The organism is Bacillus sp. FSL L8-0152 (assembly GCF_038006365.1).
GTDB classification, from domain to species: domain Bacteria; phylum Bacillota; class Bacilli; order Bacillales; family Bacillaceae_G; genus Bacillus_A; species Bacillus_A cereus.
Genome location: NZ_JBBOVB010000001.1, coordinates 1,476,188 through 1,490,001, shown reverse-complemented (window position 1 = coordinate 1,490,001; position 13,814 = coordinate 1,476,188). Strand labels below are relative to the sequence as shown.

The following is a 13,814-nucleotide window of genomic DNA, read 5'->3' as shown; positions in this document are numbered from 1 at the left end:
GCTCATCGATTTCATCTATTGAAGTTACTTGTGATTATAAATTATATTTTTATATTTGTAAAGCGCACTTTATCTTTTATTATTTTAAAACCTTTCCCTCTAATTCTCGCAAAAAACTTTCTCTTTCTCTCTCGTTTTGCACATATACTGATTTCAACACTTCTTGGAGTAATATATTTCGTTCTCTCTTTTCTAACTGTAAATCTTTTAACTTCACCCTTACTTCATATAAAAAATCTAAATACCATTCATATGTCTCATCATATTTATTTGCAATCTCATCTCGAATTTTTTTTGCGAGCTTTGGGCTCGCTCCCCCAGTAGAAACTGCTATATTAAGCAAACCACGATGAATCGCTGCTGGAAAGTGAACATTACCACTTTCCGGATTTGTAATAACATTTACTAATTGATTCTCTGCGGCATCTTCAGCAACTTGTTCATTTAATATTGAATCACTACTCGCTGCAACAACTAAAAAAGCATTTTTAATATCACTTTTTTCATATTCTCTTTGATACCAACGAATTTTCTTTTCTTCCACAAGTTTTACTAAATTCGCATCTAATTCTGGACTGATCACAACTATATCCGCACCTTGTTTGAGTAAAGGAATAATTTTAAATCCTGCAACTTTTCCCCCACCAATAACAACAACGCGTTTCTCATTAACTCGCACTGTAAGTGGATACATACTGATCTCCTTTCAATAACTCCGTCGTTTTCTGAATTAACATATCTTGTAACGCTTCATTCTTCCCTAAATATGGACTGATTTTTATCTCTTCCAATGCATATTGGCGCACTTCTTTCTCAATATGTTTCATAAGTAAACCTGTAAATAACAAATAAGGTAGCACAACGATGTTCTCCACTTCCCGTTCTACAACTTCCTTCAATTTCCTCTCAAATTTCGGCTCCGCAGCCGCTAAATAACAAACCTCAACTTTTTTAATTTTCTCCTCAGCTTGAAATAAAGAGGCGATCCATTTTATATCTTGTAATACTTCAGGATCACTACTTCCTCTTGCAACGAGCAGAAGGGTCACTTCAGCCTTCCCTTCCTTTTCAATACCACTTCCGTTATATACTGATTTGATCAGTGTTTCTGATACACCAAACGGATTACCATAAGTCACTTTAACATTCGGATATTGATTCTTGAGCTTTACCAATTCAAATGGAATATCTTTCTTCACATGACCTGCCGCTAATAAAAAAACAGGGATGACAATAATCTCCGTGGCCCCACGCTTCACACATGTACGAAAACCATCTTCAATAGAAGGATTCGCTAACTCTAAAAAACAAACTTCTTGAATATTCGCTTCTATACGACTCATACACGATGTAATAAATTGAATCGCCTCTTCTTTCGCTGTCTTCAAACGACTTCCATGACATATATATAAGACGGCTTTCATTTTACAACACTCCACTTACTTGATAAGCATTTTCCGTTTGCTTCTCAAACCAATGGATTTTTTCTCTAAAACGGACAACTTCTCCAATTACAATCATGCTCGGATTTTGAATTTGCTCTTTTTTCGCAACATCTACAATTGTTCCTAATGTCCCAACAACTGTACGTTGCATAGACGTCGTCCCCTGCTCAATAATAGCAGCTGGCGTACTTTTATCTTTTCCATGCTTCATAAGTTGCTCACATATGTAGGGCAAATTACTAACCCCCATATATATCGCTAAAGTCTCTACACCTTTCGCTAAACTTTCCCATTTCACTTCTTCTTCAGCACCTTCTTTCCTATGCCCAGTCACAATAGCAAAACTTGCACTTGCATCACGGTGCGTCACTGGAATACCAGCATAAGCAGGTGCAGCTATTCCAGACGAAATACCTGGGACGATTTCAAATGATACACCTTGCTTTGCTAATGCTTCCGCTTCTTCTCCCCCTCTACCAAATACAAATGGATCGCCGCCCTTAAGCCTCGTTACAACTTTCCCTTTTTTCGCATACTTAATAAGAAATGTATTAATTGTTTCTTGCTTCATCGTGTGATAATTCGGGAGTTTCCCGCAATAAATTAAATCCGCGTCAGGCTTTGCGTGTGAAAGCAGCTCTTTATTCACAAGGCGATCGTATAAAATAACATCTGCCTTCTCAATACATTTCAACCCTTTAACAGTAATTAAATCTGGATCGCCAGGACCCGCTCCAACAATATAAACCTTCCCCATCATCTCTCCTCATTTCTACTATTAAAATGAAACTTCCATTCGTATATAAGAATGGAAGTTTTTATTTTTTCGTATTACTAATCTCTACTCATGAATAACAAATGCTGCACCTTTTCGAATCTTCTTTTTTTCAAACAAAGAAATCTCTTTTACCTCCGGCAACGGTAAAAAATGTTTTTCAAGCTCAATCTCCGCAAGCTTAAATGCCTGTTCTTCACTTTGAGCAACAACAACAATCGGAACAATATCACTCACTAATACAGCTTCAAATCGATATAAATCCATATTGTCCCCCCCTAAGACGCTATGACTTCTTCTAACACGTTATTTAACGCTATTTGTAATGTGTCTACACCAACACGACCTACAAAATCATAAAATGTTTCGGCTGGTAATTTATTCTCTTTGAAATAACTTATAAATGATGCGAGTACATCAGGTAAATCCTCGCCATCTATTTTTCCTTTTAACTTTTGATTGTAGGCACCGCCATCTAACAACGTTCCACCTACATATATCTCAAATGCTTCAACAATTCCCTTTTCCTTCGTTTTCATTTTCACCCCTTGTAACCCAATGTCAGCAATTTGACGTTGACCACATGAATTAGGGCAGCCTACCATATGAATTCGAACTGGAACATCGAGTGCAATTTGTGTATCTAAGTATTCTGCAATTTTTCGTAATCTTTCTTTCGTTTCTACTAGTGCAAGATTACAATATTCAATACCGGTACATGAAACCGCATGACCAATAAATGATTTTGGGCTTGCAGATATCGCTTCAAACAACGGTTCACTAAGTAATCCTTTTACATTTTCCGGAGGAACGTTCGGAATAATGAAATTTTGTGAATTACATGTACGAATTTGTCCATTTCCATATTGCTTTGCGATTCTTGCAATCTCAAACATTTCTTCTGCATGTAAACGACCTACCGGTACATTAAAACCTACATATTTTAATCCCTCTTGTTTTTGGTCTTGAACACCATAAAAATAGCCTGCATTCCATCCTTTGAGTGCACTTTCCCCTTTACTTTGTAAAGGCCTTGTATACTCTATTAGTTTCTCTTTAAATTTCTCTGCTCCCCAGTCCGCAACAAGAAATTTCAAACGGGCTAAATGACGTTTCTCACGATATCCAAAATCACGGAATATAGTAGCAATCGCAATTGCCACTGCCTTCACTTCTTCTGGTAAAACGAACACATCTAATTCATCAGCTAAATATGGACGGGCTGATAATCCTCCGCCTACTTTTATATGAAAACCAACTTTTTTATCACCATCTATTTCTTTCGTAGCAGGTGTAAATGCAACACAGTTAATCTCTGCGTTTGCTGAGTTATAAATATTAGAACTAATAGACATTTTAAATTTACGTGGCAAATTAGAAAACTCTTCATTATGTTGGAAATAGTCATATACCTCTTTCACAATATGTGTCGTATCAAATAGTTCATTTGCATCAATTCCAGCAAGCGGATTACCTGTAATATTCCGCGTTATATCACCACAAGCCCCCGCTGAAGATAATCCAACTCTTGCTAATCTTTTAAAAATATCTGGTATTTGCTGAATTTCTAACCAGTGAAACTGAATCGCCTGTCTCGTAGTAATATCTATTACATCACGTCCATAATCCTCAGCGATAGAAGCAAGTACTTCTGCCTGCGCATTTGTAATAATCCCTGACGGAATATTTACCCGCATCATAAAATAACCAGCTTCTTTTGGACGTTGTAAATACAATCCTGCCCATTTAAAGGCATCCCACTCTTCTTTCGGAATAGATTCAAATCCATTTTCCGCATAGTAAGGAATATCATTAAAAATTTCTAATCCATCTTTTTCTAATTTATTTTTCTCCGTTTGATTTAGTTTTTCATTGTTAGCCCATACTTTTTCATAACTCATTTTTAAATCCCCCTATATAAAGTGAAACTTTAATCAGTAGAGTTTTGTTCATCCCACGCTGATTATTAGCCTTAACCAATCGGGTATTTACGGGCAGCCCGACCCCCACCTAACTTCCTTGCCCCAACCGAACTTTGAGGTAGGAATTTTACTTCCCGGCAAATAGCGGGATAAAACTACGCTCTTGTAAGTACTGCACGATTTGTTCTGCACATTCTTCAATAGAATATTTGTGCGTTTCTACAATTAATTCTGCTTGCTCTGGCTCTTCATAAGGCGAATCAATACCTGTGAAATCCTTAATATCACCTTTTCTTGCCTTTTTATAAAGCCCTTTCGGATCACGTTTCTCACACTCTTCAATCGGACACTTCACAAAAATTTCAATAAATTCATCTGCCGCTAATAAATCTCTTACTTGTTTGCGGTCTACTCGAAATGGTGAAATAAATGCTGTAAGGACAACTGTTCCTTGATCTACAAATAACTTTGCCACTTCGCCAATACGTCTTATATTTTCCATGCGATCACTTTCAGAAAATCCTAAGTCTTTATTTAAACCGTGGCGAATGTTATCCCCATCCAGCACATAATTTCCAATATTCTTTTCAAACAGTTTACGAGCGACCGCATTCGCTACTGTAGATTTACCCGAAGCTGATAAACCAGTAAACCAAATTACAAAACTGTGATGTCCATTCTTCACTCTTCTCTCATCTTTTGAAACCGAAGCTGTATGCCAAGTAATATTCGTATCCATCTCGTTCTCTCCCTATTCTGTTACTACTTCTTTTTTTAAACCTTTAATTAGCACTTCTACTACTTCTTTACGACTAAATGTACTTGGCGGAATCTCACCGTTTCTTAATAATTCTCTTACTTTCGTACCTGATAAAATAACATGATCTTCTTTTCCGTGCGGACATGTTTTTGTTGAAGCCATCGCTTCACATTTCGTGCAGTAAAAACTATGTTCAAAGAATAGTGGTGTAATGCCTAACTCTTCTATCGTAAAATCCGTGAAGATTTCTTGCGCTTCGTATGTTCCGTAATAATCTCCTACTCCGGCATGATCACGTCCTACAATAAAGTGGGTACATCCAAAATTCTTTCTTACTAACGCATGAAATATCGCTTCTCTTGGTCCTGCGTAACGCATTGCAGCAGGAAATACACTTAAAAAGACACGATTTTTCGGATAATAGTTTTGAAGGAGTACTTCATAGCTTTCCATTCTTACATCAGCAGGAATATCATCCGATTTCGTTTCTCCAACGAGTGGATTTAAAAAGAGACCATCTACAATTTCAAGAGCAGATTTTTGAATATACTCATGGGCACGATGTACCGGGTTTCTCGTTTGAAATCCGACTACTGTTTTCCACCCACGTTTTTTAAATTCTTCTCTCGTTTCAATTGGGTCTAAATGATAAGAAGGAAATTGATTATTTTCAAAGCGTTTTGTTAGAATAATAGTTCCTCCAACGTAAACGTTTGGTCGTTCATATAATTTTTTCACTCCTGGATGAGCCTCATCCGTTGTTTTATATACAAGTAACGCTTCTTTTTCTTTATCTGGTACGAAAATATCTTCTATTTGAATAGCACCATATATATTTCCATTGTTGACAAGCTTTACTTCCTCTCCGGTCTTCAGGCTTTCTGCGACTTCTTCTGTTACCGGTAATGTAATTGGTATACTCCACACACTACCATTTGCTAAACGAAGCGTTTCTACGACTGAATCATAATCTTCCTTCCCCAAAAAACCAGTAAGCGGGCTATATCCACCTGTCGCCAATAGTTCTAAATCACTTAAAGCAATGTTGTCTAATTTAATTTCTTTTTCAATTTGTGATATATCATATGTCTCATCTATACGGTTTACTAATTCGTTTACTGTGCTCATTTTCTATATCCCCTCTTAGCTTTATTTCAAGATTCATCTTATTGATAATGAAGACCACATTCGGTTTTCACTTTCCCAGCCCATCTACCATCTCTTGAATCGCCACCATTCCCTACAGGTAAAGTACATTTCTCACACCCAATACTTGGATAGCCAACATCATGCAACGGGTTATACGGCAAGCTATGTTTGTATACATATCGCCAAACTTCTTTCCACGTCCAATGAATGAGTGGACAAACTTTAATAGATTGAAAACGATGATCTTGATTTATAAACTTTGTATGCTTACGTGTTTCTGATTGTTCCCTTCTTAAGCCCGATATCCATGCTTTTTCCACGACTAATGATTTTTCTAAAGGTAAAATTTTTCTAATCTTACAACAAAGATTCGGATTGCTCTCCCACAGTTTTTCACCATGCAACTTCGCCTGTTCATCAAGTGTAAGTTCTGGCTGCTTTTCTATAATATTCAATGAAGGAAATCGTTCCCTCACTCTTTGAATTAATTCATATGTTTCTTGAAAATGAACATTTGTATCCAAAAATACAACTTTAGCAGATGGATTTACTTGGTTTATAAGGTGCAGCAATACCATACCTTCCACCCCAAAGCTACATGCGTAGACGATTTCATCTTTATACTCTTCATAAGCCCAATTTAATACTGATAACGCGCCTTTTGTTTCATCTTCTTCCGAAAACGAAACAACATTTTCTTCCCACGTTTCATACGTCAACATGTTTTTTCCCCCTGTAAAAGCAAAAAGACGGTTTTAACCTAATGAAAATAGGTTAAAACCGCCTCTAGTTTTTCTAGTCAGCGCTTTTCACTTTAAACGTACTTTTTCACTTTTCTCTAACTGAATTACTTTTCCATCTTGCACAACAATTGTAATTGAGCCATATTTCATATCAGCAAGCATCGCTTCAATCTTCTCGGATACTTCATCAAAATGTTCCCGTACACCCACGCGAACAGCCCCCCTTTTTATTCATAAAAAAAATCTTTCCCATTTCGAAAAGACTGTTCGGTAATATATTTTACCTTATCTTTCAAAATGGATTCCATTTTGCTGGATTTAGCACCTTGCTTTCTATAAGCAGGTTGCCGAGCTTCTTCGGGCCAGTTCCCTCCGCTTCTCTTGATAAGCTTTGTATTTGTATTTTATCACAATTCTGATTTTTTTCAATCCTAGTTTTCCGATATATTTTAATTATTTTATTTTACAAAAAAGGAATTGCCCATCCGAACAACTCCTTTTTCTATTTAAACAAGCTCTTTAATACGTATGCGATCGTTCCCAATAATATTTTCATATGTTTCGCGTTCCACAACTACTTGCGATGTTCCGCCTTTTGCAAAGACAACGGCTGGTCTTCGAATCCGATTGTAATTATTCGCCATCGAGTACCCGTAGGCTCCTGTACAGGAAACTGCTAGTAAATCAGCAGAAGCGACTTTCGGTAAATGAATATCCCAAATCAACATATCTCCGCTCTCACAACATTTCCCCGCAATCGAAACGAGTTCCTCATTCTCATCATTCCCTCGATTCGCTAACATTGCTTCATAACGCGCACTATATAAAGCAGGTCTTAAATTATCTGTCATTCCACCATCGACTGATACATATTTCCTAATACCAGGAATATCTTTCACAGATCCAACTGTATAAATTGTTGTCCCAGCATCACCTACAATGCTACGGCCTGGTTCAATCCATATTTCTGGCAATGGATATTCACATACAGTAAATTGTTCTCTCACTGCACTTGTTACAGCTCGCACATATGTCTCAAGAGTTAACGGTGTATCCGACTCTGTGTAGCGTATTCCAAATCCCCCGCCTACATTTAACACTTTTACTACATAGTTTGTTTGCTCTCTCACTTCTTCTAAAAATTGGCGAAGAACTTCAATCGCTCGAACAAAGCCAGCTGTTTCAAATATTTGCGATCCGATATGTGAATGAATCCCTAGCACATTATAATTAGATTTTTGTAAAGCAAATCCAATTGCCTGCATCGCTTGACCGTTTGAAACGCCAAATCCAAATTTCGAATCATCTTGGCCTGTTGTAATATATTCATGTGTGTGCGCCTCTACTCCAGGCGTTACACGAATTAATATGTTCACAAACTTTCCATGTTGCATCGCTAAATCGTGTAAAACTTCTAATTCAAAGAAATTATCTACGACAAAACAACCGATATTCGCCTGAAGAGCCATCACTATCTCTTCTTCTGTTTTATTATTTCCATGAAAATGAATACGTGATGCTGGAAATCCTGCTTGGAGCGCAGTATATAATTCTCCTCCAGAAACAACGTCTAATGACATATTCTCTTCACGAGCTACTCGGCACATCTCCATGCACAAGAACGCCTTGCTTGCATATGCTACTTGATAAGAGAAACCACTTTCTTTAAAAGCACGATGAAATGCTCGGCATTTTCCTCGAATAGACTCTTCATCGTATACATAAAGTGGTGTTCCGTATTGCTTTGCTAGCTGCGTCGTATCGCACCCTCCAATTTCTAAGTGTCCTTGCCCATTAATTCGGCTTGTGCCGTGTAAATACATTTAAATTCCTCCCTTATTTCCTCTAAAACTCATAACCCCAATCTTCTATTCATTGCAGCACGCTTTTAGATAGACAAAAAACGCGCGGAACAATGTTCACACGCGTTTCTTATTAGGAAAAATATATATTGAAAAAATAAACGAGTTGTTATCTCCTCAAAATAAGAAACCGCATCAACATCTCCAAATAGCTCTCCATAAAATAAATCTTATGACAGTACTACATTTATTCAATGTAGTCCCAATATATGAATAAGATGGTTATTCTTATATTTCGGCAATAGTCCCTTTCAGCCTATGATCACAGATTCCATGAAATCTCCCATAGCTTACTCTTTCCTATCGCGGCCTCTACCTTTGAGAGTAGATGAGGTAAGTCTATTTAATTTTCAAACATCTAATTGTTGCTATTAACAATACCAAAGGACCATTTTATTTGTCAAACAATTTTTTATATTGTTTTTTTACAGTTTAATTTTGTATCATTTGGTAAGCGCTTTACTGAAATCTTTGTCACTTCCCATTCGCCTTCTTCGTTATTAAATGTAATCGTTACCTTCTCAAATGGGGGAGCAATTTTCCCAGCAACACGTTCATACTTTGTCACTTCAATACTTGCTTGAAATAAATATGTACCGCTATACACTTTTTTTAAACTAATAATTTTAGGACATTGATACGGTTTCAAACTTCCATATTGTTTTTCAATTGCTTTATTTATTTTTGGAAATAAAACAGAATAAAGTGCATCTTCCATAAGAGGTGCATCATATTGAGCTATTGACACACTCGGTGAGGTAAAAAGTATAACACTACTACATGCTATAAAATATAATAATTTTCGCATTATAACCTCCGTATTATCACGCGATTCTTTCTGCGTACGATAATTATCATACATAGAAATTCTGTTTTATTGTCTCCCACCACTCTTTTTCTACTCGATTATTATAAAAAAGCCCACAACTCTCTTTTATTTTCGTATAATGATACTCATAGTATAATAATCATAATAACAAAGGACTGTTCGTATATATAAAATGAGTCGTTAAGCAAACTGACTCACAAGAACTGTCATGCTTTTTAGGAGAGGAGTATATTATGCTACAACATCTGTTTCCAAAACTGCGATTTGCACTCGTTGCAGTCGTTTTACTATGGATTAAAACATATATTGTGTACAAGCTAGCATTTGATATTAAAATTGATAATTTCTTTGAAGAATTCATGCTTTTTATTAATCCACTAGCTGCGTTACTTTTATTTTTCGGCTTAGCTTTACTTGCATCTAAGCACCGAAACCGAATTATAATTGGAATCAGTTTTATACTGTCATTTATTTTATTTGGAAACGCAATGTTTTATGGGTTCTATAACGATTTCGTTACTTTCCCGGTTTTATTCCAAACAAACAATATGGCTGATTTAGGGACAAGTATAAAAGAACTCTTTACGTACAAAACATTACTTTTATTTGCAGATGCAATTATTTTAATGTTTATTTCGCGTAAATTCCCATCATTTGGCGACAAAACACCACTTTCCCGCTCAGAGAAGCGAACTTTCTTTAGCGGTGTAACAGCTTTATTAGCACTACAAATTGTTGTATCAGTTATTTATAAACCACAAATGTTCTCGCGCTCATTTGACCGTCAAACTGTCGTAAAGAATTTAGGTTTATACACATATCATCTATTTGATATTACACTTCAATCCAAGTCTTCAGCTGAGCGTGTATTTGCAAGTGGGGATGGATTTTCTGAAATCAAAAACTATACAGACTCAAAAGACAAACAAGTTGATAAAAACTTATTTGGAGCTGCAAAAGGTAAAAATGTAATTTTAATTTCAATGGAATCTACACAAAGCTTTGTTATTAATAAAAAAATAAATGGAAAAGAAATTACCCCATTTTTAAATGAATTTATTAAGGATAGTTTCTATTTCGATAACTTCTATCATCAAACTGGACAAGGCAAAACTTCTGATGCTGAATTTATCGTTGAAAACTCACTTTATCCGTTAGATCGTGGTTCTGTATTCTTTACTCATGCAACAAACGAATACACAGCGACACCAGAACAATTAAAGAAATACGGATATTCTTCTGCCGTCTTCCATTCAAATGATAAAACGTTTTGGAATCGGGATGTAATGTATCCTGCGCTTGGATATGATCGTTACTTTAATTTAAATGATTACGCAGGAACGGAACAAATGTCTGTCGGTTGGGGATTAAAAGATAAACAGTTCTTTGAACAATCTATTCCAAAGTTAAAATCTTTACCGCAACCGTTCTATACAAAATTTATTACATTAACAAATCATTTTCCGTTTCTTCTAAATCCGGAAGACCAATATGTTGATGAATTCAACTCAGAAAGTGGTGTTGTAAACCGCTACTTCCCAACTGTTCGTTACACAGATGAAGCTCTTAAATTATTTATTAAACAATTAAAAGAAGAAGGACTGTATGATAATTCCGTTATTGTCATTTATGGTGATCATTATGGTATTTCCGAAAACCATAACGCAGCTATGGCACAGTTCCTAGGAAAAGATACTATTACACCATTCGATTCTATGCAATTACAACGAGTTCCTCTTATTATTCATGTGCCTGGTCAAGAAGGAAAAGTTGTTTCTAAAGTATCTGGTCAAATTGATATTAAACCAACGCTCCTTCATTTACTTGGTATTAAAACAAATAAATCCGTTGAATTTGGAACTGACTTATTTATTAAAGAAAAAGACCCGCTTATGGTAATGCGTGATGGTAGCTTTGTTTCTGAAGAGTATGTTTATACAAAAAATATGTGCTACAAAAGAAGTACGGGTGAAGAAGCTGATATGACGCTATGTCAGCCGTATATTGAAAAAGCAAAAACAGAATTAAAACTCTCCGATAAATTAATTTATGGAGATTTATTACGTTTCGATCCTAATAATCAATATAAAACTGGAACGATGACAACGAAATTTGAATAGTAAAGGAAGCAACTTTATACAAGTTGCTTCCTCTTTTTATTTTCACTTAATTTTTAAATCATCCTTCTATGAAATCTTTCACAAATTGGTAATTTCTTTCGTATGAGGAATAAATTTATGGTATGATAAAATAAGTAAACTTTCATACACTAATTAAGAATTTATTACAGAAAGCAAGGGATCAGATTTTGTATAGAGCAGCTATTCCAAACTTATTTACGCTCGGAAATTTATATAGCGGATTTTTATCAATCGGCTATGCATCTTTAGGATATTATAAATCAGCTGCTATTTTAGTACTTATCGGGATGATGTTAGATAGTCTTGATGGTCGTGTTGCTCGTTTATTACGTGTTGATTCACAAATGGGAAAAGAGCTCGACTCGCTTGCAGATGTCGTAACATTTGGTGCAGCACCTGCTGTTTTAATGTATTACACATCTTTCTCAAACTACGGAATCATCGGATTATACATAGCGGGATTATTCCCTCTTTTCGGAGCATATCGTTTAGCACGATTTAATGTAACACCATCTTCTACTTCAATGAAATATTTCACTGGAGTACCGATTACAGCAGCGGGAGGGCTTGTTGCTTTCTTAACATTATTTTCACATACCATTCCAAAAATCGTTCTTATTACCGTATTTGTAACGTTCGCATTTTTAATGGTGAGCCGCATTCGTATCCCAAGTTTAAAAGATGTACCAATTCCACGATATAGCATCATTATTACACTATTTTTAGTTGGAATCATTATTACAATGTATCAAACAGGATTTGGCAATTTTTCTGTTTTCTTATTCATTGCCATTCCACTATATATTTTGTACATGTTATCTCAATTCATTAGACAAAGACCGTCTAAAAAAGCGAATAAAGAAAAATAAGAAAACCTTCCGAGTCCGGAAGGTTTCTTTTTATTTTGTGACTAATACCTTTTGATTTACAGGTGTTACTGGCTCTTCGCCGTTTAATACAGCTAAAATATTTCTGACAGCCATTTCAGCCATCGCATCACGAGTTTCAAACGTTGCATTCCCTACGTGTGGAGCAAGTACTACATTCTTTAACTCTTTTAGCTCTTCTGTAATTTTCGGTTCAAATTCAAACACATCAAGAGCTGCCCCTTCAATTTCATTCGTTTTTAATGCATAAGCAAGTGCTGCTTCATTCATAATTGGTCCACGTGAAGCATTTACAATATACGCTGTTTTCTTCATCATTTTAAACTGCTCTTCATCAATCATATGATGTAATTTCGGATTATAAGCACAGTTAATTGTAATAAAATCTGCTGTTTGTAATAATTTTTCCAACGTCACATACGTTGCTCCCAGTTCACTTTCAGCTTCAAACTTACGATTTGGCCCTGTATATAAAACATCCATTCCAAATGCTTTCGCACGTTTTGCAACAGCCTTCCCGATTTCTCCAAGACCAATAATTCCGATTGTCTTACCGTGGACTTCTCGTCCTAAGAAAAATAACGGTGCCCATCCGTTAAATCCAGTCGTACGACATAACGTATCCCCCTCAGGAATTCTACGCGCCGCTGCTAAAAGAAGTGCAAATGTTAATTCGGCAGTCGCTTCCGTTGATACTTTCGGTGTATTCGTAACTGCAATTCCTTTTTCACCCGCATACGTGTAATCAATATTGTCGTAACCAGCACCATAGTTTGCAACAATCTTTAAATGAGACGCTGCATCAATAACTTCTTTTGGCACCTTTGTCGAAAGTAAACTTAACAATGCATCTTTATCTTTTACACGCTCTGTTAATTCATCTATAGAAATTAATTCCTCTTTATCGTACATTTCTACATCATGATCTTTTAATAGTTCTAATCCAATTTCCGGAATTTTTCCCGCTACTAATATTTTTGCCACTACTAACACCTCTTCTATAGAAAATAAGATATCTCTTATATTTCATTGTAAGAAATCCACATATAAAAACCAAGGAATTTGATTATAGTTTTGAAAATCGACACTTTTCCATGAAAAAAGAGGAGATGCAACTCTCCCCTCTTCTTACGCTTTTTCCTGCGATTCTTTTCCGAGCTTCACATCAATAGTTCCTTCTGCAACCGTATCGCTAATTTGCTCCTCAATAACCGATTGAGATGCAGCATTCGTTTCAGAAGTATAAGCTTGTTGCTGTGCAACTTGTACATTTTGTTTATTTTGTTGTTTCGCCATTTCTT

The 13,814-nt window shown here is 35.9% G+C and carries 15 protein-coding genes, 2 riboswitches and 1 other annotated feature (1 of these 18 cut by a window edge); of the genes, 2 read left to right on the top strand and 13 right to left on the bottom strand.

Going from position 1 to position 13,814, the window contains the following annotated elements; translation table 11 throughout:
* Positions 1-15: a binding site (T-box leader), on the bottom strand; it reaches 234 nt to the left of the window's first position.
* Between the two features lie 64 nt (positions 16-79).
* The 11 genes from MHH27_RS07605 to MHH27_RS07555 form a co-directional block, all read right to left on the bottom strand.
* Positions 80-694, bottom strand: coding sequence for an NAD(P)-binding protein (locus MHH27_RS07605; protein ID WP_097924952.1), 615 nt, complete (start codon positions 692-694; stop codon positions 80-82).
* Positions 669-1,424, bottom strand: a complete 756-nt coding sequence (locus tag MHH27_RS07600; RefSeq protein ID WP_340942119.1) for a sirohydrochlorin chelatase — start codon at positions 1,422-1,424, stop codon at positions 669-671. Before MHH27_RS07600 ends, MHH27_RS07605 begins: the two co-directional genes overlap by 26 nt.
* Before the next feature lies 1 nt (position 1,425).
* Positions 1,426-2,202, bottom strand: a complete 777-nt coding sequence (gene cobA, locus MHH27_RS07595) for a uroporphyrinogen-III C-methyltransferase (protein WP_097924956.1) — start codon at positions 2,200-2,202, stop codon at positions 1,426-1,428.
* Positions 2,203-2,286: 84 nt separating this feature from the next.
* Positions 2,287-2,487, bottom strand: coding sequence for a DUF3906 family protein (locus tag MHH27_RS07590; RefSeq protein ID WP_000366918.1), 201 nt, complete (start codon positions 2,485-2,487; stop codon positions 2,287-2,289).
* 11 nt (positions 2,488-2,498) lie between these two features.
* Positions 2,499-4,121, bottom strand: coding sequence for a nitrite/sulfite reductase (locus MHH27_RS07585; protein ID WP_097924958.1), 1,623 nt, complete (start codon positions 4,119-4,121; stop codon positions 2,499-2,501).
* Positions 4,122-4,269: 148 nt separating this feature from the next.
* Complete coding sequence (gene cysC, locus MHH27_RS07580; RefSeq protein ID WP_000380507.1) at positions 4,270-4,881, bottom strand: adenylyl-sulfate kinase; 612 nt, start codon at positions 4,879-4,881, stop codon at positions 4,270-4,272.
* Between the two features lie 12 nt (positions 4,882-4,893).
* A complete protein-coding gene (gene sat, locus MHH27_RS07575) occupies positions 4,894-6,030 on the bottom strand; it encodes a sulfate adenylyltransferase (RefSeq protein WP_097924960.1) in 1,137 nt (378 codons plus the stop codon).
* Between the two features lie 38 nt (positions 6,031-6,068).
* Positions 6,069-6,773 carry a phosphoadenylyl-sulfate reductase gene (locus MHH27_RS07570; RefSeq protein WP_089170687.1) on the bottom strand — a complete coding sequence of 235 codons (705 nt, stop codon included), beginning with the start codon at positions 6,771-6,773 and terminating at the stop codon, positions 6,069-6,071.
* Between the two features lie 87 nt (positions 6,774-6,860).
* Positions 6,861-7,004 carry a YezD family protein gene (locus MHH27_RS07565; RefSeq protein ID WP_000538896.1) on the bottom strand — a complete coding sequence of 48 codons (144 nt, stop codon included), beginning with the start codon at positions 7,002-7,004 and terminating at the stop codon, positions 6,861-6,863.
* A 72-nt stretch (positions 7,005-7,076) separates the two neighbouring features.
* Positions 7,077-7,185, bottom strand: a riboswitch (SAM riboswitch).
* 115 nt (positions 7,186-7,300) lie between these two features.
* Positions 7,301-8,617 (bottom strand): diaminopimelate decarboxylase, encoded by a 1,317-nt coding sequence (lysA, locus tag MHH27_RS07560; protein ID WP_000280643.1) that lies wholly within the window; start codon positions 8,615-8,617, stop codon positions 7,301-7,303.
* A 180-nt stretch (positions 8,618-8,797) separates the two neighbouring features.
* Positions 8,798-8,979, bottom strand: a riboswitch (Lysine riboswitch).
* 89 nt (positions 8,980-9,068) lie between these two features.
* The gene (locus MHH27_RS07555; protein ID WP_001228820.1) at positions 9,069-9,464 is read right to left on the bottom strand and encodes a DUF3888 domain-containing protein; all 396 of its coding nucleotides are present in this window, start codon (positions 9,462-9,464) and stop codon (positions 9,069-9,071) included.
* 254 nt (positions 9,465-9,718) lie between these two features.
* Here MHH27_RS07555 and MHH27_RS07550 point away from each other — a divergent pair, with 254 nt between their 5' ends.
* Together MHH27_RS07550 and pssA are read left to right on the top strand one after the other, a co-directional pair.
* On the top strand, positions 9,719-11,605 hold the full coding sequence (locus MHH27_RS07550; RefSeq protein WP_000939084.1) for an LTA synthase family protein: 1,887 nt from the start codon (positions 9,719-9,721) through the stop codon (positions 11,603-11,605).
* A gap of 188 nt (positions 11,606-11,793) precedes the next feature.
* Positions 11,794-12,495: a CDP-diacylglycerol--serine O-phosphatidyltransferase gene (pssA, locus tag MHH27_RS07545; protein ID WP_000285417.1), complete on the top strand. Its 702-nt coding sequence runs from the start codon at positions 11,794-11,796 to the stop codon at positions 12,493-12,495.
* A gap of 30 nt (positions 12,496-12,525) precedes the next feature.
* On the opposite strand, the gene MHH27_RS07540 is transcribed toward pssA, so the two are convergent.
* Both MHH27_RS07540 and MHH27_RS07535 read right to left on the bottom strand, forming a co-directional pair.
* Entirely contained in the window at positions 12,526-13,497 is a 972-nt protein-coding gene (locus tag MHH27_RS07540) for an NAD(P)-dependent oxidoreductase (RefSeq protein WP_053564912.1), read from the bottom strand.
* Between the two features lie 144 nt (positions 13,498-13,641).
* On the bottom strand, positions 13,642-13,809 hold the full coding sequence (locus MHH27_RS07535; protein ID WP_001118893.1) for a DUF4025 domain-containing protein: 168 nt from the start codon (positions 13,807-13,809) through the stop codon (positions 13,642-13,644).
* Between the last annotated feature and the right edge of the window lie 5 nt (positions 13,810-13,814).